The organism is Streptomyces sp. NPDC057623 (genome assembly GCF_042800355.1).
Classification (GTDB): domain Bacteria; phylum Actinomycetota; class Actinomycetes; order Streptomycetales; family Streptomycetaceae; genus Streptomyces.
The window spans coordinates 14,203-39,418 of record NZ_JBHVGZ010000086.1; the positions used below are offsets into that span (position 1 = coordinate 14,203).

At 71.5% G+C, this 25,216-nt stretch carries 22 protein-coding genes; 13 read left to right on the plus strand and 9 right to left on the minus strand.

What is annotated here, in order from left to right:
- Positions 1-176: 176 nt before the first annotated feature.
- Positions 177-1,106: a hypothetical protein gene (locus ACFU95_RS44535; protein ID WP_383841365.1), complete on the minus strand. Its 930-nt coding sequence runs from the start codon at positions 1,104-1,106 to the stop codon at positions 177-179.
- Positions 1,107-1,308: 202 nt separating this feature from the next.
- Here ACFU95_RS44535 and ACFU95_RS44540 point away from each other — a divergent pair, with 202 nt between their 5' ends.
- The 3 genes from ACFU95_RS44540 (at position 1,309) to ACFU95_RS44550 (ending at position 4,421) form a co-directional block, all read left to right on the plus strand.
- The gene (locus ACFU95_RS44540; RefSeq protein ID WP_383841368.1) at positions 1,309-1,701 is read left to right on the plus strand and encodes a VOC family protein; all 393 of its coding nucleotides are present in this window, start codon (positions 1,309-1,311) and stop codon (positions 1,699-1,701) included.
- Positions 1,702-1,892: 191 nt separating this feature from the next.
- Positions 1,893-2,858, plus strand: coding sequence for an endonuclease/exonuclease/phosphatase family protein (locus ACFU95_RS44545; protein ID WP_383841371.1), 966 nt, complete (start codon positions 1,893-1,895; stop codon positions 2,856-2,858).
- Positions 2,859-3,065: 207 nt separating this feature from the next.
- A complete protein-coding gene (locus ACFU95_RS44550) occupies positions 3,066-4,421 on the plus strand; it encodes an FAD-dependent oxidoreductase (RefSeq protein WP_383841432.1) in 1,356 nt (451 codons plus the stop codon).
- Between the two features lie 75 nt (positions 4,422-4,496).
- On the opposite strand, the gene ACFU95_RS44555 is transcribed toward ACFU95_RS44550, so the two are convergent.
- Positions 4,497-6,632, minus strand: coding sequence for a SpoIIE family protein phosphatase (locus ACFU95_RS44555; RefSeq protein ID WP_383841374.1), 2,136 nt, complete (start codon positions 6,630-6,632; stop codon positions 4,497-4,499).
- A 328-nt stretch (positions 6,633-6,960) separates the two neighbouring features.
- A complete protein-coding gene (locus ACFU95_RS44560; protein WP_383841377.1) occupies positions 6,961-7,392 on the minus strand; it encodes a hypothetical protein in 432 nt (143 codons plus the stop codon).
- Positions 7,393-7,479: 87 nt separating this feature from the next.
- On the opposite strand from ACFU95_RS44560, the gene ACFU95_RS44565 reads away from it, so the two are divergent.
- Positions 7,480-8,151 carry a helix-turn-helix transcriptional regulator gene (locus ACFU95_RS44565; protein ID WP_383841379.1) on the plus strand — a complete coding sequence of 224 codons (672 nt, stop codon included), beginning with the start codon at positions 7,480-7,482 and terminating at the stop codon, positions 8,149-8,151.
- A gap of 91 nt (positions 8,152-8,242) precedes the next feature.
- Here ACFU95_RS44565 and ACFU95_RS44570 read toward each other — a convergent pair whose 3' ends face one another.
- Positions 8,243-8,986 (minus strand): FadR/GntR family transcriptional regulator, encoded by a 744-nt coding sequence (locus ACFU95_RS44570; protein ID WP_383841382.1) that lies wholly within the window; start codon positions 8,984-8,986, stop codon positions 8,243-8,245.
- A 127-nt stretch (positions 8,987-9,113) separates the two neighbouring features.
- Here ACFU95_RS44570 and ACFU95_RS44575 point away from each other — a divergent pair, with 127 nt between their 5' ends.
- Complete coding sequence (locus ACFU95_RS44575; protein WP_383841385.1) at positions 9,114-11,330, plus strand: alpha-L-fucosidase; 2,217 nt, start codon at positions 9,114-9,116, stop codon at positions 11,328-11,330.
- A 30-nt stretch (positions 11,331-11,360) separates the two neighbouring features.
- On the opposite strand, the gene ACFU95_RS44580 is transcribed toward ACFU95_RS44575, so the two are convergent.
- Complete coding sequence (locus ACFU95_RS44580) at positions 11,361-11,903, minus strand: hypothetical protein (RefSeq protein WP_383841388.1); 543 nt, start codon at positions 11,901-11,903, stop codon at positions 11,361-11,363.
- A 128-nt stretch (positions 11,904-12,031) separates the two neighbouring features.
- Between ACFU95_RS44580 and ACFU95_RS44585 the strand changes: the two genes are divergently transcribed.
- A complete protein-coding gene (locus ACFU95_RS44585) occupies positions 12,032-12,604 on the plus strand; it encodes a hypothetical protein (RefSeq protein WP_383841391.1) in 573 nt (190 codons plus the stop codon).
- Between the two features lie 256 nt (positions 12,605-12,860).
- On the opposite strand, the gene ACFU95_RS44590 is transcribed toward ACFU95_RS44585, so the two are convergent.
- The gene (locus ACFU95_RS44590; RefSeq protein WP_383841394.1) at positions 12,861-14,450 is read right to left on the minus strand and encodes an FAD-binding oxidoreductase; all 1,590 of its coding nucleotides are present in this window, start codon (positions 14,448-14,450) and stop codon (positions 12,861-12,863) included.
- Positions 14,451-14,531: 81 nt separating this feature from the next.
- On the opposite strand from ACFU95_RS44590, the gene ACFU95_RS44595 reads away from it, so the two are divergent.
- On the plus strand, positions 14,532-15,128 hold the full coding sequence (locus tag ACFU95_RS44595) for a TetR/AcrR family transcriptional regulator (protein ID WP_383841397.1): 597 nt from the start codon (positions 14,532-14,534) through the stop codon (positions 15,126-15,128).
- 139 nt (positions 15,129-15,267) lie between these two features.
- Here the strand turns inward: ACFU95_RS44595 and ACFU95_RS44600 are convergent, their stop codons facing one another.
- Positions 15,268-15,834, minus strand: coding sequence for a heme-binding protein (locus ACFU95_RS44600; RefSeq protein ID WP_383841400.1), 567 nt, complete (start codon positions 15,832-15,834; stop codon positions 15,268-15,270).
- 228 nt (positions 15,835-16,062) lie between these two features.
- On the opposite strand from ACFU95_RS44600, the gene ACFU95_RS44605 reads away from it, so the two are divergent.
- Both ACFU95_RS44605 and ACFU95_RS44610 read left to right on the plus strand, forming a co-directional pair.
- Positions 16,063-17,268: a sensor histidine kinase gene (locus tag ACFU95_RS44605; RefSeq protein ID WP_383841403.1), complete on the plus strand. Its 1,206-nt coding sequence runs from the start codon at positions 16,063-16,065 to the stop codon at positions 17,266-17,268.
- Positions 17,265-17,906: a response regulator gene (locus ACFU95_RS44610; protein ID WP_383841406.1), complete on the plus strand. Its 642-nt coding sequence runs from the start codon at positions 17,265-17,267 to the stop codon at positions 17,904-17,906. The genes ACFU95_RS44605 and ACFU95_RS44610 overlap by 4 nt, the downstream gene beginning before the upstream one ends.
- A gap of 97 nt (positions 17,907-18,003) precedes the next feature.
- Here ACFU95_RS44610 and ACFU95_RS44615 read toward each other — a convergent pair whose 3' ends face one another.
- Together ACFU95_RS44615 and ACFU95_RS44620 are read right to left on the minus strand one after the other, a co-directional pair.
- Positions 18,004-18,450, minus strand: coding sequence for a subtilase-type protease inhibitor (locus tag ACFU95_RS44615; RefSeq protein WP_383841409.1), 447 nt, complete (start codon positions 18,448-18,450; stop codon positions 18,004-18,006).
- A 281-nt stretch (positions 18,451-18,731) separates the two neighbouring features.
- Positions 18,732-20,156 (minus strand): Gfo/Idh/MocA family protein, encoded by a 1,425-nt coding sequence (locus ACFU95_RS44620; RefSeq protein ID WP_383841412.1) that lies wholly within the window; start codon positions 20,154-20,156, stop codon positions 18,732-18,734.
- Positions 20,157-21,231: 1,075 nt separating this feature from the next.
- On the opposite strand from ACFU95_RS44620, the gene ACFU95_RS44625 reads away from it, so the two are divergent.
- From ACFU95_RS44625 to ACFU95_RS44640, 4 genes are read left to right on the plus strand one after another with little or no spacing between them, the layout of a single operon-like run.
- Entirely contained in the window at positions 21,232-22,005 is a 774-nt protein-coding gene (locus tag ACFU95_RS44625) for a thioesterase II family protein (RefSeq protein WP_383841415.1), read from the plus strand.
- Entirely contained in the window at positions 22,002-23,591 is a 1,590-nt protein-coding gene (locus tag ACFU95_RS44630; protein WP_383841418.1) for an MFS transporter, read from the plus strand. Before ACFU95_RS44625 ends, ACFU95_RS44630 begins: the two co-directional genes overlap by 4 nt.
- Before the next feature lie 41 nt (positions 23,592-23,632).
- On the plus strand, positions 23,633-23,893 hold the full coding sequence (locus ACFU95_RS44635) for an acyl carrier protein (protein WP_383841421.1): 261 nt from the start codon (positions 23,633-23,635) through the stop codon (positions 23,891-23,893).
- Positions 23,890-25,104: a beta-ketoacyl-[acyl-carrier-protein] synthase family protein gene (locus tag ACFU95_RS44640; RefSeq protein WP_383841424.1), complete on the plus strand. Its 1,215-nt coding sequence runs from the start codon at positions 23,890-23,892 to the stop codon at positions 25,102-25,104. Before ACFU95_RS44635 ends, ACFU95_RS44640 begins: the two co-directional genes overlap by 4 nt.
- The last annotated feature ends 112 nt before the right edge of the window (positions 25,105-25,216 follow it).

Genomic DNA, 25,216 nt, shown 5'->3' on the forward strand with positions numbered 1-25,216 from the left:
CGTCCGGCACAACGAACATCTCGGGCACAGGTTGCGGATGCTCAGGGGGTGACGGCAGAGGTCGGTGGTGGCAATGGGGCGGTGGAGGGACGGGGAGATGCCGGCCGTGCGGGGCGACGGGGCAGATCGCCGAGCTTCTTCCGGGCGACGGTCGCCGGCACCGCCGTACTCCGGCCCTATCCGTCGGATCCAGCCAGACGTTCCACCTCGGCGGCCGCGGAGCGCGCCGCCTGCTCCGCTTGGGCCAGGGCGCCAGCGGCCGCCTGGTGCCGGTCCTCGGCTTCCCGCTGTTCCCGGTCGGCTCGCTGCAGCTCCTCGCGCGCCTGCTGGAGTTGCTGCTCGGCAGCGGCCTCCTGCTGACGTGCCCGGTCGTGTCGGTGGCGCGCCCGGCTCAACGCCGAGTCGGCGCCATCCTGCTCCGTACGTCGATCGTGGAGGTGCCGCTCGGCCTCCTTGGCCGCCTTCCTGGCCTGCGTGAGTTCCTCCCGCCGCTTGCGGTGCCGCCGGTCGGCGAGGTCGTCCTTCGCCTGCGTCCGCGACGAAGGTGCCGCTGTGCGCTTGTGTGGCTTGCGCGGGGTGTCGGGCGCCGGGGCGGGGCCCGCGGGGAAGGCCGACGGCGGGGTGAGCGCGTTCTCCAGACGGCCCGTGGCCCACTGGTCGGCCGCGTCCTGATCGGCGAGCACGGCCCGCAGGGTCGATGCGACGTCCTGCTGGGCCGCGTCCGAGAGACGGTGCCCCGCCGCACGGGCCAGCTGGGCGGCCTGCCGGGACAGCGCGGAGACGATGCTCCGGCGCTGCTCGGACAGCTCTTTGATCCCGTCGGCATCCAGGGTTCGATACGCCTCGCGCAGCGCCCGCCCCAACTCCAGAAACTGCCGGCTCTCCTCCGGCTGGGAACGCACCAGCAGGTTCGCCGCCCAGGCCGCGAGCGTGGGGCGGCGGGCCGCCTGGATCAGCAGGGCATCCTCCACCTGTCCGGACGCTTTGGCGGCGGCGGCAAGCTCTGTGCGCCGGGCGACGAAGTCGGGCGGGGGCGCGGTGTAGAGGTCGTCGAGTACGTCCTCCACGGCGGAGGACGCGTCGGCCCGCCCGTGCTTACGCTCCATGATCCTCAGACTCCACCGAACGGGACCGTCGCGCATGTCGGGTCGAAGGAGCCGTGGCCACGAGCCCGAGACGGACGTCGCTACCTGAGGGTGAAGGGCGCACGACCATCCGGGCGCCGCCCGCGCGGCGCGCGTCCGGCCCCGGCGCGGGTGGTGTGCCCTGGGATGCCAGGACGGTTCACCCGCGAAGGAGACACACGGCATGCTCGGACAATCGCAGGCGTTCAGCGGCTTCTCGGTCGACGACCTCGGCGAGGCCCGCCGGTTCTACGGCGAGGTTCTCGGCCTGGAGGTGGAGGAGACCGGGCAGGGAGACATGCGGTTGCTGACCGTCAGGCTCGGCAGCGGCGCCCGTGTCTTCGTCTACCCCAAGGAGAACCACACCCCGGCGACGTTCACGATCCTCAACTTCCCCGTCGACGACATCGAGGCCGCCGTGGGTGACCTGGAGCGGCGCGGGGTGACCCTTGTGCGCTACCCCGGATTCGACCACGACGAGAAGGGCATCGTCCGGGTCGGCAACGGCGGCCCCGCGGCGATCGCGTGGTTCACCGACCCCGCCGGAAACGTGCTCGCCGTACTCCAGGAGAACTGACCGACCGCGCGGGGCGCAGCGCGCGGGACGCCGCCGGTCTCCGCTGCCTGCTCCCCGTCAACGGCCCGAGCAGCAGCGGACGGTGGGCGGGGCTGTGCAGGGGTGGGTTATCGTCGCTGCGGGGAGGGCGGGGCAGCCTGCTGAAGGGGCGGAAGCCGCGTTGTTCACAGGTCCGTCCCGTAACGTCGCTCATGGAGACGTCAGATGCCATGGGTGTCCACTTTGAGGAGGCGGCGGTGCTCGGACGGGGCGCGTGGTTGCTCGCAGGTGCCATGATCGCGGCCTGTCTGCTGCTCGTCGGCCCGAGTGCGCCAGGTGGTGCCGTTTCCGCCAGGTCAGTGCCCGTCGAAGCCGTCAGGGACGTCGCGCCGAACCGGGTCATGACGTGGAACATCTGCAACCCCTGCGACGTGAGCAACGTCGACCGGGCGGCGGAGATCGCCGCGTACGCGCCCCAGGTCATCGGCCTTCAGGAAGCGTGCGTGCGTGACGTCGAGAGGATCCGGGAGTATCTGGAGAGCCTCCACGGGCTGGTCTACCACGTCGAGTACGGGTCGGTTCTGCGGAGTTGGAGCCGCTGCGGGGGAGTGCCGTGGAATCCGGGGGGCTACGGCCAGGCGATCCTCTCGGCGGCACCGATGACAGACCACGTCAATGTGGAGTACCCCGACGGCGGATCCGAGGACCGCGGGTACATGGCCGTCACCACCAAGGTGGGCGGACAGTCCGTCCGGGTCTTCAACACACACCTCGCCCAGCGACGCCAAGAGGCGGTCCGGGCCGAGCAGACCGGCGTACTCGCGCCTGAGGTGGCCCGGTACGACCGGGCGATCGTCCTCGGTGACTTCAACGCTGTGCCGGACGCCCCCGAACTCGCCCGGGTATGGGCACTGGCCTCTGACACGGACCCCCAGTGCCGTCCCTCCTCCACCGGCAGCTGCGAGACGACCACCGACTGGCACAGCAAGTTCGACTACGTCTTCCTGCGCGGCATCGTCCCCCTCGAGCACGCCGTGCGAGCCACCCCGTACTCGGACCACGACATACTGCACACCGACCTGGACCCGACCTGCAGCGCCGTCGTGACCGCCGGCACCTCGGAGCAGGTCCACGGCGCGGATGCCGCCACTTCGCCCTGCGGTCGCGCTGCGAGCTGATTCGACGACTGGCGTCGCACGGGAGTTCGTCTGGTCGGCCCCTGCGGCCGGTCCCGGGGAAAGCGGTGCCGCAAAACGGCTGGAACATGGTCAACCCGTTCCGGGGAGCGGGATACTGGTGCCTTCTCGCGACGTGGCGATCAGGGGAGCTGCTAGGTGAACTCTGCGGGTGGAACGGGCTCGGCGGGTGGGCGGCACGCGGTAGTGGTGGGCGGGAGTCTCGCCGGGATGCTCGCGGCGCACGTGCTGGCGGGGCACGCCGACCGGGTGACCGTGGTGGAGCGCGACCGGTTCCCGGACGGGGTGAGGGCGCGGCCCGGCGTACCTCAGGGCCGGCACCCCCATGTCCTGCTGGAGGGCGGGCAGGTGGCCGTGGAGTCGCTGCTGCCCGGCTTCCTGGCGGAGCTGCGCGCGGCGGGGGCGCCGCGGGTGGGCATGCCGTCGGACCTGGTGCTCTGGCAGAAGGGCCGCTGGTTTCGCCGACTGCCCGCGACGACGCACATCTACACCGGTTCCCGCGCCCAGCTCGAGGAACTGGTCCGGCGGCGGGTCCTGGCCAACCCGGTGATCAGCGTGGCGGAGGGGACGGACGTCGCGGGGCTCCTCGGTGACGCCTCACGCGTGCGCGGCGTGCTGCTGCGCGACCGTTCCGGAGACGCCCGGGGTGAGCAGCAGGCCCTTGAGGCCGACCTGGTCGTCGACGCCTCCGGCAGCGGAACGAAGGCCCCGCAGTGGCTGACGGCGATCGGGGCCGCGGTACCGCACGAGGAGACCATCGACACGGGGCTCGCGTACGCCTCGCGCGTCTACCGCGGCAGGGACGGCGTCCTCGGCGGCGACACCGCCGGGTACTACGTCTACCCGAGTCCCGACCAGGTCCACGCCGGTGGTGCGTTGCCCCTGGAGGACGGCAGCCACCTGGTCATCGTCTCGGGGCTGCGCGGTGACGAACCGCCCACGGGCGACGACGAGTTCGTGACGTACGCCAAGCGGCTGCCGCACCCGCTCCTGCACCAGTGGCTGGACGAGGCCGAGCCGCTCTCCCCGGCGTTCGGCTACCGGCGGACCGCCAATGTCCGCCGCCGCTACGACCTGCCCGGCAGCGGCCCCGCCGGATTCATCGCCACCGGCGACGCCCTGTGCACCTTCAACCCGATCTACGGGCAGGGCATGGCCGTCGCCGCGATGAGCGCGGTCGCTCTGCGCGACGCACTGGCCGATCCACGCCGGACCCCGACGACCCGGTCCGTTCAGCGGGCCGTCCTCGCGGCGTCCCGGCAGGCGTGGGACATCTCCGCCGGGGCGGACCGCAAGATGCCGGGCGCGACCGGCAGTGCGGTGGCCGGCGGGCCCGCGGACCGCTTCGCCGACTGGTACCTGCAACGCGTCCAGGAGTGCGCACCCGGCGACCCTGTCGTAGGGCGTGCCTTCCGCTCCGTACTGACCCTCTCCGCACCCGTCACCGCCCTGTTCGCCCTGCCTGTGGCCCGGGCCGTCCTCTTCCGCCCGCCGGCGACGACCCCTGCCGAGCCGCCGGCGACACGGGAGGAACCGGGGGCCTGACCGAGACCGGCGCCACGGTCGAGCGGTGGAGGACATGGTCAGGTCCCAGGTGCCCGTGCGTCCGGCCAGCACAGGTCAGGGCCCGCTGCGCGGGCGGACGAGGAGGAGGGCGATGTCGTCGTGGCGGGGCGCGGATCGTTCCGCGTGATGGAGGAGGTCATCAGCCAGGGCGTCCAGGTCTTCCCGTGGTGCCGCTGACAGTTGGCCGGCCAGCGCGAGGGTCGCGTCGTCGATGTCGACGCCGGGGCTCTCGACGAGTCCGTCGGTGTACAGGGCGAGAACCGCGCCCGGTGAAAGGGCGATCTCGGCCGTGGGGTAGTCGGCATCGGGGTCGATGCCCAGCAGCAGTCCTGGGGACACCCGGAGGATGTCGGTTCCGCCGCCGGGATGGCGGAGCAGGGCAGGGGGGTGTCCCGCGCTGGCCAGTCTCGCGCGGTGACGCGTCAGGTCGAGGTGGGCGATGAGGCAGCTGGCGAACAGGCCGGGGTCGAGGTCCGTCAGGAGGCGGTTGGTGCGGGCGAGGATCTCGCCGGGTGAGGAGCCGGCGGTGGCGTGGGCGCGGACGGCCGTGCGGATCTGCCCCATCAGCGCGGCGGCGCTGGTGTTGTGGCCCTGGACGTCGCCGATCGCCACGGTGGCTGTCGCGGGGGCGCTGCGGATGACGTCGTAGAAGTCGCCGCCGATGTCCATGCCGTGCCCGGCGGGCCGGTAGCGGGCGGCCACCTCCAGGCCGGGCAGGCGCGGCAGGGTGTGGGGGAGCAGGCCGGTCTGAAGGGTGTGGGCGAGAGCGTGCTTGGCGTCGTAGAGGCGGGCGCGGTCCAGGGCCTGGGCGAGCAGCCCGGCCAGTGACGTGAGGATGGCCCGTTCGGCGGGCGGGAACGGGCGGGGCATGTCGTAGCCGAGGACGAGGGAGCCCACCGGCCGGCCCGACACGACCAGGGGGAGGAACGCCCAGGAGACCATCTCGTCCTGGTGCACTGCCGGAGGGTAGGCCCTCTTGAGGTCGGCGAAACTGGGGAAGAACGTGGCCACACCTGTGGCGATGGTACGCACCGCGGGGGTGTCGGAGGTCAGGGGCGCGGCGTCGAAACGGGCCATCAGCTCCGGGGAGTAGCCGCGGTAGCCGGTGATCCGTAGTCGGCCCTCGTGCACCGTCATGAGGGCCAGCGCTTTGGGGCCGAAGGCGGGCACGATCTGGTCGGCGGCCAGCTCGACCACGTCCTGGACGCCGACGGCCTCGGTGAGGGCGGTGGCGAAGTGCGTCAGGTGATACAGGCCCGTCGCGCTCACGGGCTCGGCCGTGGACCGGGGCCGGCTTCCTCCCTCGGTGTCGGACGGGTGTCCGGCAGCGGGGGTGATGTGGACGCTGATGCCGCTGTCACTCGGGTAGAGCTGGAAGAACAGCCATGTGTCCGGTGGGCGCCGCGCGGTGAAGGAGATCGGCTGGCGCGTGACCACGGCGGCCCGGTACCGGTCTTCGAACACGGGATCCTGCAACCACCCCAGCACCTCCCACGGGCGGTTGCCCAGCAAGGTGGCGGCGCGGGCCCCCACCAGTTCGGCGCCGGCGGGGTTGATGTAACCGAGCCGGCCGTCCAGGTCGAGGGCACAGCAGCCCACGGGCAGACGTTCGGTGAAGGCCAGGGCGGCCGTGGCCCGGGCCGGATCGACTTCACGGAGCTGAGGCGCCGGGAGCGAGCGGGGTTCGTCCACGAGCCGCAGCCGACGCCCGCTGTCGGCGGCCTGTTGCAGGATCCCTGCCGCGCGTCGACAGCAGCCGGCGATCGTCTCCTGTTCGGCCGCGCCGAGCTGCGGCGGATGCCACGCGGGCCACAGCAGCACAATGCCGCCCCATACGGTGCCGGCACTCGTGATCGGGGCTGCGGCGAGCATGAAGTCGTACGGCAGGACGATCCCGAGGCGGGGGTAGCGGCGGGCGATCTCCTCCTGGCTGCCCAGCCAGACCAGGCTCCGTCGGCGAACGGCGTCCGCCACCGGGATCGCCGCGTTCACCGGGATGCGGGCCCACGGGGCGGAGATCTGTTCCGACACGCCGGAGGTCAACACCAGCCGCAGAACCCGCTCCCCCGGGGGCAGCAGGTACACCAGACCCGTCGATGCGCCCGTGTCCCGCATCAGGTCGGCCAGAACGGCGTCCGGCAGATCGATACCGGCGCCGGCGGCGTGACTGAACGCGGCGGGACGCCGCATGGCCGTCACCCGCTCCGGCCGGCTCGCGCATCGCTGTGGGTGCGCCAGAGGTGCCCACGAGCCGCCGTTCCGGTGAGCCACGCCCCGCCCGGGTCGCACCGCACGTCCCTCATACGGGGACGATACGCCCGCCGCGCCGGGACGGCACCCGTCCCGGATCCGAGGGCCGGATGCCGCTTGTCGCCCGGAGGCGGACCGGTCTCTCCTCCTCCCCTCCTCGGCACGGGCCGCCTGGGCCGGGGGCCTGCACAGGAAGCAGGTCACCGTCAGCGCCTGCGGCACCGGCGGCCGCACCGCACGGCCGCCCGGGCATGCGCGGTACGGCGGGTCAGCTCGGCTGCCGCGTGGTGCGGTAGTGCTCGGCGAGCCGGGCCAGGGCGACGGCGCCGAGCAGAAGTCCGAAGTCGCGCAGGGCGATGTCGTAGTAGTCGGGGATGGTCAGCAGGTTGACGATGATCCCGGCGAGCCAGCCGGCGACCAGCCAGCCCCCGAACCGCGGGGCCAGGGCGACGGTGATGCCCGCGACGATCTCGATGACACCGACGGCGTACATGGCGGCCTGGGCGCTGCCCGGAACCACGTCGTTGATCCACGGGGCGAGGTAGGCCGGCCAGTCCACGAGCAGGTTGGCGAACTTGTCCAGGCCGAACAGGATCGGGGCCACGGTGAAGCCCGTCCGCAGGATCCAGAACGCCTGGTAGGCCGGATCGGCAGCCAGGATGCGCCGGGGTGTGACCGGCGCGGTGGTGGTGGACGACATGACGCCTCCTTCTATCGACAACTTTTACTATCGATAGAAGCCCCTCCCGGCTCTTTAGTCAATGGCTGTTGGTTTTACACTGGGCTCGTGGACCAATCGAGGGAAACACCCGGCGGCGATGTCTCCGCCGTCGCCGCTCTGGACGAGCCGACGCGCCGGCGGCTGTACGAGCACGTGGCGCGCGAGTCCGAACCGGTCGGCCGGGACGACGCGGCCCAGGCCCTCGGGCTGGCGCGGCAGACGGCGGCCTTCCACCTGGACCGGCTGGCCGATCAGGGGCTGCTGGAAGTCGTGTACGAGCGGCGCAGCGGACGCAGCGGCCCTGGCGCGGGCCGGCCCGCGAAGCTGTACCGCCGCTCGGACAGGGAGGTCAGCGTCAGCCTTCCCGAGCGGCACTACGAGCTGGCCGGGCTGCTGCTGGCGCAGGCGGTGGAGGAGTCCGACGCGACCGGCGAACCCGTCCGTGCGGTGCTGCACCGCAAGGCGGCGGACCTGGGCGAGCGGCTGGGCGCGCGGGAAGAAACCGGCCTGACGGACCTGCTGGAGCGGCAAGGCTTCGAGCCGCGCCGCGACGGGGACGCGATCGTGCTGGGCAACTGCCCGTTCCATGTGCTGGCGCGAGAGCACACCGAGACGGTGTGCGGGATGAACCTGTATCTGCTGCGCGGGGTGCTCAAGGCGCTGGGCGAGAGCGGCCTGAAGGCGTGCCTGGCTCCCGCGCCGGGCCGGTGCTGCGTTCGGCTGGAGCCGGCCGCCTGACCGACGCGCTGTGGGTTGTTGGGCGGCCGCGTGCCGATCGGCCCACGGGGAGGCGGTTCACCGGCCTGCCGCCTGCCGCCATGTCAGGGCGTCACATCCGACCGCCGCTGTCCGCGTCGGTCGTCGCCGGCGTCTCGGAGGCGGCCGGTGCGGCTGCGAGATGATCTCGCAGCCACTGCTCGGTGTTGCTGACGTGAAGCAGCGCGGCGGCGTGGCTGAGGGCGGCGTCGCGGTGGGACAGGGCCGTGAAGATCGCCTCGTGCTCCGCGAGGGTGCGCCCCGCGGCCCGGTCGTCGACCAGGCCGCGCCAGATGCGGGCTCTGAGCGTGCGGCCCGAGACGCCCTCCAGGAGTGTGGCCAGCGACTCGTTGCCCGCGGCGGCGACCACCGCGCGGTGGAACGCGGTGTCGTGCGCGTTGAGCTGCTCGACGTCGTCGCGGGCCTCGCGCATGGCGTCCAGGTGTCGCTTCACCTCGGCCAGGCCCTCGTCGGTGATCCGGGTGGCGGCCAGCGCGGTGGCGGCGGGTTCGAGCAGCCGCCTGACCTCCATCAGATCCAGCAGGGCACCCGTGTCGCTCTGGAGCAGGTCCACCGCGCCTTCGAGACCGGCCAGCAGCAGGCTCGGCTGAAGGCTGGTCACATAGGTGCCGTCACCCCGTCTGACCTCCAGCACCCGGGCGACCGCCAGTGCCTTGACCGCCTCCCGCGCCAGATTGCGCGACAGCCCCAACTGCGCGGCCAGGTCCGGCTCGGGAGGCAGCTTGGAGCCCGGCGGCAGTGCGCCCGAGCGAATGAGTTCACGGATCTGCTCGATGGCTTTGTCTGTCAGAGACATGTGATGTCTTTCCTCGGATAAAGAGAATTGTTCAGCATCAAATCGGTCATCTTGCCAGTCTCAACAAGCCCATTCATCCCTGCACGCCCGTTGACAGTGGTGGGTCACATGCCTGACCTTCGTGCGTATGTCGCAATCGATCAGCAGGCGCAGGTTACTGGCCGGAGCCACGGCCGTCGCGGCGGCCGCGGCGGCCACGGACGTGTTCGCCGCAGGCGGCGCTCTGGCCGTGCCGAAGACCTACACACCCACCTGGGACTCCGTGAGCCAACACCCCGCGTCCCCCGAGTGGTTCAGGGACGCCAAGTTCGGCATCTACTTCCACTGGGGCGTCTTCAGCGTCCCCGCCTACGACAGCGAGTGGTATCCGCGCAACATGTACGTGCCGGACAGCAAGGCGAACAGACATCACATCGCCACGTACGGAGAGCCATCCGCCTGGCCCTTCCACAACTTCGTCGACGGGGCGGACGATCTGGAGGGCAACCACAAGGAGTTCGCGCCGAGGCTCAAGTCGGCGGGCGGCTCCTTCGATCCCGACGAGTGGGCGCAACTGTTCGCCGACGCCGGTGCGCGGTTCGCCGGACCGGTCGCCGAGCACCACGACGGCTACTCGATGTGGGACAGCCAGGTCAACGAGTGGAACTCCGTGCGGCGGGGCCCGGGACTGGACCTGCTGCACCTGTTCACCGACGCCATCCGCGCCCGCGACCTGAAGCTTCTGGTGGCGATGCACCACGCGTACAACTACACCGGCTACTACGAGTACGCGCCGACGCAGTCGAACCCGAGCCTGAAGAAGCTCTACGGCCAGCTGAGTTCGGCGGAGGAGAACCAGCTCTGGTTCGACAAGCTCAAGGAAGTCGTCGACCGAGCCCGGCCGGACATCCTGTGGCAGGACTGGAGACTCGACCACGTCGACGAGAGGCAGCGGCTGAACTTCCTGGCGTACTACTACAACCAGGCGAACAGATGGGGCAAGGAAGTCGTCGCCACCTACAAGGACGGGTTCAACAGCCACGGCGAGGTCTTCGACTACGAGCGGGGCGGCCCGGCCGACCTCACCGCGCCGTACTGGCTGACCGACGACAGTATCTCCGACTCCAGCTGGTGCTACACCGAGGGAATCGGCTACTACTCGCTCGCACAGATGCTGCACTCGCTGATCGACCGGGTCAGCAAGAACGGCAACATGCTGCTCAACATCGCCCCGCAGGCCGACGGCACCATCCCGCCGGGCCAGCGTGACCTCCTCCTTGCCATCGGCGCCTACCTGAAACGGCACGGTGAGTCGATCTACGACACCCGGGCCTGGACCGCGTACGGCGAGGGCCCGACGAAGATGGGCGGCGGCTCCTTCACCCGCCCCACCGCCGGCACCGCGCGGGACATCCGCTTCACCCGCAACAAGGCGGACACCGTCCTGTACGCCACGGCCCTGGGCTGGCCCGGCAGTTCGCTCACGATCCAGACGCTCGGCTCCGAACGGATCGATCTGGACTCACTGTCCTCGGTGAGGCTGCTCGGCGCGACCGCCGGCGAGTACATCGACCTGCCTGCCCCGACCCAGGACGCGACCGGTCTGAGGGTGGCCCTGCCGTCCACAGCGCCGTTCGACGCGCCCGCGTACGTCCTCAAGCTTCGCTTCTCCGGCCGCATCCCCCCGCTGCGACCCCTCGCGGGCGCCGTGGTCCACCCGGGCGTCAACTACTCAGGCGGCAGCGCCGTGTTGGCCGTCGGCGGTTACACCGCCGAACAGCTCTCCCTCGCCGGAATCCCGCCTCGCACCCTCTCCTCGCTGCGGCCGGCCCCGGGGTACCAGGTCGTCGGCTACTCCGGCGACGACTTCACCGGTACGGCGTGGACCTTCAGCGCCGACAACGCCAGGGTCCGGAGCCGGATCACCTCCCTGAAGGTGGTGTTCGACCCTGCCGTGTACTTCCGCATCACCAACGTCACCAACGGCCTGGCCCTGGACAGCGGCGGTGACGCCCCCGCCGGCTCCGACCTGAAGCAGTGGACCTGGGACGGTTCGGCCAACCTCCAGTGGCACGCGGTCGACCTCGGCAACGGCTACTACAAGCTGGAGAACCGCACCAACGGCCTCGTCGTCGACGGATGGGGCGCCACGAGCGACGGCGCCCCGGCCAGGCAGCAAGCGTGGAACGGTGGCACGCACCAACAGTGGCTGATCACTCACCGCGGCGACGGCCGGCACTCCCTCGCCAACCGCACCACGGGCCTCGTCCTCGACGGCGGCGGCAACGTCTCCTCCGGCTCCGTCACCAAGCAGTGGACCTGGGGCACCAGTACCAACCTGCTGTGGACGTTCACCAAGACCTGACGGATTCGGACCGGGATGCGGATGCGGTGCCTAGGTTCCGGTGTGGTGTGCGGAGGCATCCGCGACCTTCCTGAGCGCCGACGTCGTGGCAGGGTCACCGACCTTGGCGGGTTGATCGTGTCTGCCGCTTTCAGGGTGGTCGTGCTCGAAGTGAGAAGGGGCCAGCCTGTCGCCGGGGCCTTGGGGCTCCGACCGGGCGTCGGCGCGTTCGGTGGGGACATCGGCTGACCCGGCGGCAACCGACCTGCCGCGGCCCTGCGCCCTGCCGTCCGGGGTCATGGCGTCTCGGGCCGTCTTCCCTCGCGTGCCTTCCCGGGAGCGAGGCTGGGTCAGCCAGGCGACGGCCGCGCCGGTGAGAGCGAGGGGCCACTCGATCACGCCGGCCACGCCGAGCACCCCGGCACCGGTGTAGACCGCGATCCGCCGTCCGCGTGGCGAGACCGCTCCGAGCCGATCCAGCGCACCGTCGGCGACCCTGTTCACCTGCCCCGCTCCGGGCAGGTGGCGGAGCCCGGAGCCAAGGCTCCGCAACGGCTGAGGAAGATCCGAGGAATCCGTCCTGGTCTGACTCACTGCGCACTCCCTCCGCGCGTCATGAACGGTTCCGAGTCCGAGTTCCCCCTTTATGTCACCTATGCACTCGGGCGTGCTCAAACCGGCTCGCGAGGGCGTTGTCAGTGGCAGCGGATACGGTGCCGGGCATGACCGATTGGATCAACAGCGGCGTCATCGCCTGGAAGGAAGAAGACCGGTACGGGGAGGACGAAACCGTCCTGGTGTACTTCAGGGGAACCGGCCTGACCGCCATGACCGAAGGGCTGGTCGCCCAGCACCGGCCGCCGTTCGCCTACGGCCCCGCCCCGGCGTCCGGCGACTGGGGGGTGGTCGTCCACCACATGTTCAACCCGTCCCGCGACGACTTCGACGACATCGACTACCGCCTGCTGTGCCCACCGGGCGCCGAGCTGACGGTGTTCGTTCCCAACCCGTGCATCGCCAAGGGCCACGGCCCGCATGCCTACCACTACAAGGACGGCAGTATCTCGTCCTGCGTCGACTACGAGGACCCTGCCTACAGCGGGGAGTACTGGCCCAACAAGTTGGCCCCCCTCATCGCGGCGGCCGGGCTGGACTGCGAGAACGACGACTACGAAGAGCGGTTGACCCGGCTCATCTGTGACCACCTGGGGCTGCCGCCGCTGAATCGCGACACCCTCAAGGTGGACCGTGACCTCATGGCCTCCTATGTCCAGCCGGATCCCCGATGGCAGTGAACGGCAAAGCCGCCCGCGGGTCTCCCCGGCGGGCGGCTCGTGCTGTAGGTGTTCAGAGATCGAGGTCGGCGGCGGCGCACTGTAGGTGTCCTGGGCCGATGGACGACACCGGCATGGCGCCGGCGACGGGATTCGAACCCGTGTCACCCGCTGGAGAGGCGAAGTAGCCACAGCCTGCGCACCTGAACGACGCTCACCGTAGTCGGGCGTTCGTCGGCCGGCACCTGGTTTTCGGGGCGCGCCGCACCCCCGGTGCTCACCGCGCCGGCAGCAGCACTCCCGGATTGAGGACGCCGGCCGGGTCGAGAGCGGACTTGGCGGCGGTGAGCGCGGCGGCGAAGGGGTCGGGGCGCTGGCGGTCGTACCAGGGCCGGTGATCGCGGCCGACCGCGTGGTGATGGGTGATGGTGCCGCCGCTGTCCGCGATCGCCTCGGACACCGCGGCCTTGATGTGGTCCCACTGGCTGACGAGGCTGTCCCAGCGGCCGGGCGCGTACACGCTGAAGTAGGGCGCCGGGCCGTCCGGGTAGACATGGGTGAAGCGGCACGCGACCACGCCCGTACCGGCGACCTCGTCGATGGCCCGCCGTGCCGCCTCGGTGACCGCGTGGTGCAGGGAGCCGAACCTGTCCCAGGTGCAGGCCGTCTCGAAGGTCTCGGCGATCACCGAGTGGCGCGCGAGCGCGTCCCGCTGGTAGGGCATCCGCAGGAACGACGAGCGCCATGTGCCGGCGGCGGATTCGCCCCGGGCGGTGCCGCCGGACCCTCCCGCGTCGGCGGACGGCTCGCCGCCGTGGTCCCGGCACAGTTCCACCGCTCGCTCCAGGCCGGCGCGCACCGGGTGGTCCGCCGACTCGAAGCCGAGGACGAGGACGCCGCCGCCGACGCTCACGCCCGCGTTGACCAGCGCCTCCGTCGCGTCGAGCAGACGGCAGTTCGCCGGGTGCAGCCCGCTCTGCGCGACGGCGCGGGTGGCCGCCACGGCCGAGTCGTAGTCGCTGAACCGCACCGAGGCGCCGGCGCGCCAACGCGGGCGCTCCTGGAGACGCATCCACGCCTCGGTGATGATCCCCAGAGTGCCCTCACTGCCCAGGAAGAGCCGGTCCGGCGACGGTCCGGCGCCCGAGCCCGGCAGCCGCCGCGACTCGCTGATCCCGACAGGAGTCACCACGCGCATCGATTCGAGCAGGTCGTCGATGTGTGTGTACAGCGTCGCGTAGTGCCCGCCCGCCCTGGTGGCGAGCCAGCCGCCCAGCGTGGAGAACTCGAAGGACTGCGGAAAGTGACGCAAGGTCAGGCCGTGCGGCCTCAGCTGGTCCTCCAGCCGCGGGCCGAACACCCCCGCCTGGATGCGTGCGGCACGACTCGTGGCGTCGATCTCCAGGACGCTGCTCAGACGCTCGAGGTCGATGGTGACGACGGCGGGGTGGTCATCGCACCGTGCCTCGACACCGCCGACCACCGAACTGCCGCCGCCGAACGGGACCGCCGCGATGCCCTCGCGAGTGCACCAGTCGAGCAGACCGGTCACGTCCCGCTCGGCACGGGGGCGGGCGACGAGGTCCGGTACATGGCGCAGGTCGCCGTGCAGATTGCGGACGACGTCCCGGAACGCCTTGCCGTGCGCGTGCGCGGCCCGGTCGGCAGGATCGGCGGAGCACAGGCCGGCGAGGGAGGCCGGGGGAGTCACCCGCGGCCCGGGCAGCCGGAGCGAGGCGATACCGGGCGGCTCGTGCGCCGTCAGCTCGCCAGGCATCACCGCCCGCACGCGCCCCAGCAAGGAGTCCAGCTCGGCACCGCCCACCGCGTCCTCGACGTTGCCCCATCCCCACCACGATCGCGTCATGTCGCCCGCTCTCCCTGCCGTCCGTCGAATTGACCGATGGGTAAATTACTCCTCGGTCATATCGTTGGCTAGGATGGCCTCATGGGCAAGGCCGGAACCAAGGGCGTCTCCCGGGCCGACCGGGAGCGGCAGATCATCGACGTGGCCGTGGAGGAGTTCGGCCGGCACGGCTATGCGGGCGTGTCCGTCGCCGCCGTCGCCCGGCGCGCGGGCATCTCCAAGCCGCTGATCTACACCTACTTCGACTCCAAGGACGGCCTGTACCTCGCCTGCGTCCACCAGGTCGGCGCCCTCCTGGTGGACTCGGTGGCCGCCGCCCGGTCCCGCAGCGGATCGACCGCTCACGCCATCGACACCCTTACGGCGATCTTCGGCGCCGTCGAGCACTGCCGGTACGCCTGGTCCGTCCTCTACGACCCGGCTCTGCCGCCGGCCGGCGAGATGCGCGACGCCGTGAACCGCTACCGTGAGCGCCTCGCGGCGATGGGCGCCGCCGGATCCGCGCAGCTGCTGGCCGGTGCCGGACACGGTGACCCGCTCGACCACGATCTGCTCAACCACGTGTGGCAGCACGCCGTCACAGCGGTGATGCGCTGGTGGTTCGAGCACCCGGAACAGAACACGGCCGACATGACGGCCCGTTGCGCCCGACTCCTCATGGCCCTCGGTACCGGCTGACCCGGGCACGCCGTCGCCGCGCCGGCACCGAACCGCCGGTGGCGGGCCGTGTCCAGGGGATGCGGCCCGCCCGTCATGACCGGGTGCGGCAGCCCCTGATGCCGGGCGACCGGGGCGGGCCCGGTCCGCCGGACAGGCCCTACCGGGCGATCGCGTTCGCCCCCGCCTGCGCGAACTTCTCGTCCAACGCGCCGGACGGTGCGCCCGCCACGCCGATGCCGGCGATCGGCGCCCTGTCGGCGGTGACGGGGACGCCGCCCGCCAGGAACAGGGTGCCGGGGATGTCCTTGAGGTTCGGGGCCTGCTCCAGGCGCTCGGCCAGCTGGGAGGTGGCGGCGTTCCAGGCGACCGCGGTGAACGCCTTGCGCTCGGCGGACTTGTAGGACTGCGGTCCGGCGCCGTCGCCGCGCAGGGTGACGACCGTGTCGCCGTTGCGGTCGACGACGGCGACCGTGACGCGCTGGTTCTCCTGCTCGGCGGCGTCGAGCGCGGCCTGCGCGGCCCTGGTGGCGGCGTCGATCGTCAGGTGGGTGGAGGTGGTGGTGGCCCGGTCCGGGGCCACGGCCGAGGTGGCGGCGGCCGTCGTGGCGGGCGCCGAGGCGTTCGCGGACACCGCGCCGAAGCCGGCCAGGGCGACGACGGCGAGCACGGCGCCGCCGGTGGCGACGCGGGCACGGCGGGAGAACTTCTTGTGCACTCGGTTCATGGTCGGTCGACTCCTTCGGTGGGCGGGCGGCACGGTCGCCGCCCCGGTCCGCTCTCCAGCCTCGGCCCGGAACCGGGACCCGACGGTCGACGTTCCGTCTGCCTCCCGGTCGCAGGACGGACGAAACCGGTGTCATCCGATCGGTTGACCTGCCCAGCCCTCGCCCCAGGCCACAATGGAGGTGTTTGCCCAGTTCAGCGCCCACGAGCGGGAAGGGAGGCGACCCGTATGGGGAACCGGCCGTACGAACCGGACACCGTGGACACCCGGTGGCTCGGCGTCGTGATGCACGCGGCGTTCTTCCTGCTGCTCGGCGGAGCGCTCGCCCGCTTCCTGCTACGTCACCCCGGCGAACCGCGTACGCCGTGGATCATCGCGCTGTGCGTCGTGCTCACCGTGCTGCATCTGCTGGGCCCAAGAGCCGGTGACCCGGGTCCGCGGCCCACTCGGCGGCACACGGCCTGGCTGGCGCTCGTCGTCGTGCTCTGGATGATCCTGGTCGTGCTCGCTCCCAGCTTCGCCTGGTGCGCGGTGCCCCTGTTCTACACCGGCCTGCGCACACTGCCGCCCCGCGCGGCCCTCGCGCTCGTGGCGCTCCTGACCGTGTTCGTCGTCGCCGCGCAGGTGCAGCTCGCGGGCCGCTTCGACCCCAACCTGGTCCTCGCCCCGCCCGCCGTCGCCGCCCTCGCCAGCGCCGTGTTCCTCCAGATGGAAGGGAACACCGCACGCCAGCGCGCCCTGATCGACGACTTGATCCGCACCCGCCACGAACTCGCCGACTCCGAACGCCGCGAGGGCACCCTCGCCGAACGCCAGCGGCTGTCCATGGAGATCCACGACACGCTCGCCCAGGGCCTGTCCAGCCAGCGGATGCTGCTCCAGGCGGCGGACCGGGTGTGGGACACCGAACCGGACAAGGCGCGCGCCCACGTCCGCACCGCCGCGTCCGTCGCCGAGCACAACCTCACCGAGGCCCGGCGCTTCGTCCATGACCTGGCCCCCGCCGACCTCGCCCGCGGCGGCGGCCTGGCTCAGGCGTTGCGCGTCCTGGCCGCCCGGGAGTCCGGGGCGCAGCTCGTCGTACGCGTCCACGTCGAGGACGACGGGCGCCTCCCCGAACTGCCCGACCGGGTCCAGTCCGCCCTGCTGCGCATCGCCCAGGGTGCCCTGGCCAACGTCCGTGAACACGCCGCCGCCGACAACGCGGCCCTCACCCTCACCGTCCTCGACGACGCGGTCTTCCTGGACGTCTCCGACGACGGCCACGGCTTCGACCCCACCGCACCGTCCGGCTCCCCGGCCGGGTCACGCGGCCACGGGCTGCCCGCGATGCGGGCCCGGCTGCGCGCCCTCGGCGGCACCCTGACCGTCGAGTCCGCACCCGGCGAGGGCACCGTCCTGTCCGCCGCCGTCCCCCTGGAGGCACCCCGATGACCCCCGACCGCGCTCCCGTGCGCATCCTGGTCTGCGACGACCACGCCGTCGTACGGGCCGGACTGCTCGCCCTGCTCGACAGCGCACCGGACATCGAGGTCGTGGGCGAGGCCGGCACCGGCGAGGAGGCGATCGCGCTGGCGGCGAAGCTGACCCCCGACGTGGTGCTGATGGACCTCCAGCTGGGCGAGGGCATCGACGGCGTGGAGACCACCCGCCGCCTCACCTCCCACCCCGGCCCCTGCGCCCATGTCCTGGTCCTGACCACCTACGACACCGACGCCGACATCACCCGCGCCATCGAGGCGGGCGCCACCGGCTACCTGCTCAAGGCCGAACGCCCCGACGAGCTCTTCGCCGCTGTCCACGCCGCCGCCGAGGGACGCACCGCCCTGTCGGCGCCGGTCGCCGGCCGCGTCATGGCCGGCCTGCGCCGACCCCGCCCCACCCTCACCGACCGCGAACGCGACATCCTCGCCCAGCTGGCCCGCGGCATCGGAAACCGCGACATCGCCCGTGCCCTGTACATCAGCGAGGCCACGGTCAAGACCCACCTGCGGCGCATCTACGACAAGCTCGGCGTCGACACACGCACGGGCGCGGTGGCGGTCGCCAAGGAGCGACGTCTGCTGCCGTGACCTACGGTCCGCGTGGAGCGTGCATACCGAAGGGGCGGGCCGCCCGTCAGTGAGCGCCCCGCCCCGTCGGTTGAGGCTTTACCTCGGCCGTGGTGGCTCAGAAGGCAAATGCCGCGGCACCCTGAGTTTCCTTGATGCAGGGATTGGCGAAGGTGTGTTCATAGTTTATGCGTGTACCACGCCACACCCCTTGAACCGTGACGACAATGGGGCGGTATTCCCTGGTGCAGGGTTGTCCCGCGGTATTCCCGCGGAGTGTGGCCAGGCGGTCGAGGTCACCGTTCACGCGGTCCAGATCCGCACATGCCTGACGCGGATCCGGGTGCGTTCCCGAGGTGGTGTACGCGCAGTTCACCGTTACGGCGCGCATCGGTGCGGCCGATGCGGCCTGCTCCCCGTGGCCGGTGGTCATGACCAGGGCAGAGGGGGCGTACAGCGAGGCGGGTGCGGAGGCGGGCGCGCTATGGGCCGGCATGCTCAGGGGGCCCGCGAGAGCCGTGGTGAGCAGGGCTCCCGTCATTGTCCAGCGCGTCATTGGGCGCATGGTGTAACTCCCTTCTGTTCGCGGTGTTCGATGCCTCGAAGTACCCGCCTTGTCGCTGTCGTCTCAGGAGACTAGAGCCGCATTCCGTCCGCCCACCGGAATTCGGACCCGATTGCCTCTTCAATCAGTGGCTCGAACGGCCGATAGGTCCTCGTGGACGGGGAGGTGAGAGGTCTTTCATTCCGGCCGCCGGAGCAAGGTCTGGCCGATGTGTCTGGGGTATGAAATGGCCTGAATTCTGTGAGCGTGTTTTCGGCCGGGCCTGGGCGGCGCGGCGCCTCTCAGCCGACGGGCGGCATGTCCGTGTCGCTGGAGTCGAGTCCGGGCCGCTTGCCGGCCCAGGCGCCGCGCGTGAAGTCCGGGATCTCGACCGGGCGGCCCTTCCTCGCCAGGGACGCGGCGCTCAGGGGGACCGCCGCGCACCAGGCGGCCGAGTCGTACACGTCGATGTCGGGCACCAGTCCGGCCCGCATCAGCTGGACGGTGCGCCACTGGAGGACGTAGTCCATGCCGCCGTGACCGCCGTTGTTGGCGGCGTCGTCGCCGACCTTCCGCCACAGCCAGTGGTCGAACTCCTTGCGGTAGACGGCGAAGTCGCGCCAGGTATGGCCGCCGTGGTCCGGTTCGAGATAGACGCGGGCGCCGGTCGGGGCGGGGCCGGCGTAGTCCTCGACGATCCCGCGGCTGCCGGCGAGGGTGTTGATCCTGCTGTACGGCCGGGGTGAACTCACCTCGTGCTCCGCGCGGACGACCCTGCCCCGCTCCGTTTCGATGAGGCAGGTGACCAGGTCGCCGTTGATGTACGTCTCCTTCCAGGACGGGTGGTCCCGGTGGACGAAGCGCTCGCGGTAGTCGGCCAGTCCCCTCGGGGCGGTCGCGGTGGCGCTCAGGGTGGCCATCCGGTCGCCGCGGTTGATGTCCATGGCCGCCGCGATCGGGGCCAGCCCGTGCATGGGGTACAGGGACGCGGTGCTGCGGGTGTGCCACAGCCGCCGCCAGGAGTCGGTGTAGTACGTGTCGGAGAAGAGCAGTTCACGCAGGTCGTGGCAGTAGCCTCCGTGGCCGTTGGTGATGTCTCCGAACACTCCGGCGTGCGCCATCCGCAGCATGGCCAGTTCGTTGCGGCCGTAGCTGCAGTTCTCGGAGAGGAGCAGGTGCTTGCGGGTGCGCTCGGAGGTGTCGACCAGGTCCCACAGCTGGCGCAGTTCGGTCGCGACGGGGAGTTCCACGACGGCGTGCCGGCCGCTCAGCAGCGCGGCTCGGCCGTGTTCGTAGTGGAACTCCCACGGCGTGGCGACGTACACCAGGTCGATGTCGTCGCGCTGGAGCATGCGGGCGTAGGAGTCGGCTGATCCGCCGTATTCGGCGGGGCGCGGCTCGCCCTTGCTCACCAGCCGGTCGGCGGCGCGGCGCGCACGGTCGGCGCGGATGTCGCAGACGGCCGTCACGGTGCAGCCGGGTACGGCCGCCCAGCCCGTGATCATGCCTGCGCCGCGGTTGCCCAGGCCGATGACACCGACACGGACGGTTCTGTGGGCCTCGAACGGCACGCCGATCATCGACTTCTGTCCGGGCCGGCGGCGGGGCGTCCGGTCGGTCGCGGCGGACGCTTCCGGGGCCGCGGCGGTCATCCCGGCCGCGAGAGCGCCGGTGGCGACGGCTCCGCCCAGGAGTAAACGGCGTGAGACAGCGGGTGTTTCGGACATGACGGCAACACTCCTCGGTGGGGTGGCTTGCATCACTGCCGGGGCACTGTCGGGACTTTCGGGGCATGACTCTGCGGGCTCTGAGGGTTGCATGTCAATATGTGCTCGATAGAAAGCAGTTCCGAGCAGGATCGAGCATCAAGTCGGCCGGCTGACTGCTTGTCAGACCGATCCGTCCGCTCCGGCCGGCGACGGGTGGCATACCGATGCGAACGGCCAACGTCGGCTAGGCGCGGGCGGGTTCGGACCGGTGTGCCGGGGCGCTACCTCGTGCTCACGGTTTGCCTGATCGTGCATCGATGCGCTGGAGGATGTGCTCGCCGAGCCGTCTGCGGTCCGCGTCCAGGCGGAAGGGAAACCCTTGCTGGGATTCGGTGACCTCCGCGAGCCGCTCCAGCTGTGCCGGCTCGAGGTCGTCGATCCGGGAGGGCCCGAGCCTCAGCGCGCAGCCGGCTCGCCGCGACGGCGTCGCCGTCGCGCTCCGACTCCTCGGCCCGTGCGAACCGCTCGGCCGCGGCGGCCCGGAGCCTGAGCGTGGCTCCACCGAATTCCAGGCTCTCGATGCGATGGCCCAGCAGAATGAGGACGAGCAACACCCCGCCGAAAACGAGCAGCACCCCCGCGCCACCGTTCTGGGTCACGAAACCGCGAGAACCCCGGTTCCGAACGCCCCCACGCCCAGCACACCCGTGAGCACACGCAGAGCGGGTGTGAACGAAGACATCGAGGTCCGTAGCACTGACATCGAGGCAGCCGAACTAGACCAACCAGCCCATGGCGGAAATCGGGTGGCGATTCCCGGGCGGCGCTGGTGTGCCGTACATCGCGGCGAGTTTCCGCCCGGGCGACGCGTCGTCTCGCCGCACATGGCCGCGAAGCAGCAGCGAGGGAATGTGATGCCCCTGCCGCCGCAGGATGCCTCATTTCAGTGAATGTCGTCCGGCCTGCGGCGTGCTGATCTCCTCTCCGTACCCGGTAGGCGGAACGATTGGCCACGACTCCCGACTCCCCAGCCGCGGCGCCTGGGGGTGCCTGGAGACCAGGCGTGTACGGCGAGCGGATGTGGACGGTTTCCGTGACTGGCGGACTGACGCGGGTTGTACTCCAGGAGCGTCCCGGCGCGGCGGTGCGGTTGTACTGCCTGCCGCCGGCCGGTGCCGGGGCGGGATTCTTCGCGCCGTGGGCGGGCCTGGTGCCGGCTTGGGTCGAGGTGTGCTCGGTGAGCATGCCGGGCCGGGGGACGCGTGCGGAGGAGCCGTCACTCACGGACACGGCCGCGGTGGCCGCGCTGGTCGCGGAGACGGTGGACGACGTGGCCGACCCACGGCCCTTCGCTGTGTTCGGGCACAGCGTGGGCGCCCTCGTGGGCTTCGAGGCGGTACGGACGCTGCGGGCCTCGGGTGGCCGTACGCCGTTGTGGATGGGGCTGTCGTCGCTGCGCGGGCCGCAGGACGGCGCATACGCGAAGGGGCTGTTGCCGCTGTTGACGGGGGGCCTGGAGGGGCTGGGCCAGCTGGTGGGCGGACCGATCCCTCAACGGCTCCTGAAGGAACCGGTGTTGATGGCTGCCGCGTGCACGCCGCTGCTGGCCGACTGCCTCCTTCTGCTGCACCACCGCCACCGCGACGAGCCTCCCCTGGAGGTACCTCTGGCGCTCTACGGAGGCGCTCAGGACCCGACCACCAGCGTGCGCCAACTGCTCGGGTGGAACGAGCTGTTCGCCACGCCGGCGCGGCCGCGGCTGTTCGAGGGCGGCCACATGTACATGCACGGGCAGGTGGAGGCCCTGGTGACGCAGATGGTGGCCGACCTCGGTTCGGTGGTCCGGAAGGCGGTGTCCGCCGTATGACGGCGCGCCCCGGTCAAGAGGCGGATTCCGGGTTCCGACGGGTATGGGCAGCGGGCGTGGTGTGCCTCGGGCTGTTCATGCTCGGCATGGACCTGACCGTCCTGAACGTCGCTGTGCCCCAGCTGCGCGAAGCACTGGATGCCACCACGGCACAGGTGCAGTGGATCGTCGACGGCTACGCACTGATGCTGGGCGGCAGCGTCCTGGCGGTGGGAGCGGTGACCGACCGGTGGGGGCGACGGCGCTGCTTCGTGCTGGGTGTGGCGGTGTGCGGCGCCTCCTCGGTCGGCGGCGCGCTGTCCGGGGAACCGTGGCAGGTGATCGCGTCACGGTGCGGCATGGGAGCCGGTGCGGCACTGCTGATGCCGGCGACCCTGGGAGCCCTGCACCACATGTTTCCCGAGCCCGAGTTGCGGCGTCGCGCGATCGCCGTCTGGGCGGCGGTCGGCGGGCTGGGCGGGCTGAGCGGTCCGGTGATCGGCGGCTGGCTGGTCGAGCACGCCTCGTGGCGGGCCGCGTTCTGGATCAACCTGCCACTGACCGTTGTGATCATCGCCGCCGCCTGGCTGGCCGTACCCGAGTCGCGCGCACAGCGGTCAGCCGCGTTCGACGCCGTAGGGGCGCTGCTGTCCACCGCCGGACTGCTGGCCCTGGTATGGGCGATCATCGAGGGACCGCACCAGGGCTGGACCAGCGGGCCGGTCATGACGGGCTTCGCGCTCGCCGGGCTGGTGCTGGCCGCGTTCCTCGCCTGGGAACGGCGCGTGCCGGCCCCGATGCTGCCGCTGCACCTGCTGGCCCGGCCCGGCATCGGAGTCGCCGCGGCGGCACTGGCACTGATGTCCTTCGCCCTGTTCGGCGCCCTGTTCGTCCTCACCCTGTACTTGCAGGGCGTGCTCGGCTACAGCCCGGTCGAGGCAGGGGTGCGCACCCTGCCGTTGCCGGCCGGGCTGGCCGTGGGGGCGGCGGCCGCCGTCGCGCTCCAGCGCGGACTGGGCACCAGGACCACCGTGGTCGCCGGGCTGCTCGTCGTCGCTGCCTCACTCGGCATCTGGGCCACCACGACGGCCCAGTCCGGCTATGGGCACTGCGCGCTCTTCCAGGCGATCGCGGGCATCGGAGCCGGACTCGTGGCGGCGGCGGGCACCGAATCGGTGATGGAGTCGGTGCCCACCGACCAGGCCGGTCTGGGCTCCGCCATCAACGACGCGACCCGGCAGGTCGGCTCCGCTCTCGGCGTGGCCGTACAGGGCTCCCTCCTGACGGCCGTGTTCACCACCCGCTTCGTCGAGACACCGGCTGTGACGGCTGCCGTGCCCGCCGTCGCGGACGCCGCACGCCACAGCCTCCTCTCCGTGCCGGACCAGGCCGGCCTCCTGCCGCCAGCCCAGCGCGTCGCCGTGCTCTCGGCCGCCCGTGACGCGTTCATCGACGCCATGACGCTCACCGCGACGACCGCGGCGGCCGTCGTGCTGCTGACCGCCGCGGCCGCCGCCCGCTGGCTCGCCCCACGCCCCGTGCCCCTGCCGGCACCGCGTACTCGCCCAGCACCGCTTCCGGAGGCGGGGACGCCCCTGTCCGACTGACCACCCACACCGCTGACCCGCCAACAGTTCTGGAGACGCACATGGCGACGACCCTGGACACCATCACCCAGGTACTCACGGAGACCTTCCCGATCGACGCCGCGGACATCACCCCCGAGCGAACCTTCGAGGACCTCGGCCTCGACTCGCTGGCACTGCTGGAGATGGGCCTGGCGGTCCAGGAGAGCACCGGCATCACGCTCAACGACACGGACCTGCCGAAGACCGTCGGTCAGCTGGTCACCCTGCTGGACGCCGCTCGAGCCGACACGGCCCTGGCCGCCACGGACAACACCGCATGACCCGTGTCGCGATCACCGGCCTGGGCATCGTCAGCCCGGCCGGCCTCGACGCGGAGAGCACCTGGCAGACCCTGCTCCAGGGCACGTCGACCGCGCAGCGGGACGAACACCTGGCCGGGCTGCCCGTCGACATCTCCTGCCAGGTACCCGACTTCGACGCCCGCCACCTGATCGGTGCATCAGCGTGGAGGCTGGACCGCTTCACGGCCATGGGCATCCTGGCCGCCCGCGAAGCCCTCGCCGACGCCCGCCTGGACCCACGGACATGGGAGCCGCTCCGCGTCGGCGTCGTGATCGGCTCGGGCACCGCCAGCATGGAACGCTACGCCCGGGAATTCGCCAAACTCGCCGACAACCGGCCCCTGGACATCTCCCCGCTCGCCATCCCGCGCAGCGTGCCGAACATGTCCGCCGCCGAGATCGGCCTCGACACCGGCGCCCGTGGACCGAACTTCACCGTGTCCACCGCGTGCGCGTCCGGAGCCACCGCGATCGGCACCGCCCGCGACCTCCTGCGCGCCGGGACGTGCGACATCGTGCTGGCCGGCGGCGCGGAGTCCGTACGCCACCCCATCCCCGCCGCCTGCTTCCACCGCATGGGCGCTCTCTCCCAGCGCACCGAGGACCCGGCCCGGGCCAGCCGTCCCTTCGATTCCTCCCGCGACGGGTTCGTCCTGTCCGAGGGCGCGGCCGTCCTCGTCCTCGAACGGTCCGAACACGCCCGCGCCCGCGGCGTACCACCGCGCGCCCACCTGGCCGGCTACGCGGCCACCTGCGACGCCCACCACTACGCGGCCCCCCACCCCCAGGGCAGAGGCGCCGCCGAGGCGCTCACCGCCGCACTCGCCGACGCCGCCCTCGAACCCGCCGACATCGGACACATCAACGCCCACGGCACCGCCACCCGCCTCAACGACCTCGCCGAGGCCCACGCCCTCAACACCGTGTTCGCCACGCCGCCGCCCGTCACGTCCGTCAAGGGGGCGCTCGGCCACGCGATCGGCGCCGCGGGCGCGATCGAAGCGGCCGTCACCGTGCTGACTCTCCAGCGCGGTCTGATCCCGCCGACGGCCAACCACGAGGACACCGCCCTCGACATCGACCTCGACGTCGTGGCCAAGGCCCCGCGCACCACGCGCACCGAAGCCGCTGTCAGCACCTCCTACGGGTTCGGAGGGCAGAACGCCGCCCTGGTCTTCACCAGCCACTGACCCACGGCGGCCGGCATCTAAAGCGCGTTGCAGAAGGCCGTGAGATTGCAGGTCAGGGCCCGCTTACGGCTGTGCTGATCACGCGGTCAGGGCGAGGTTGTGCATGTGGGCG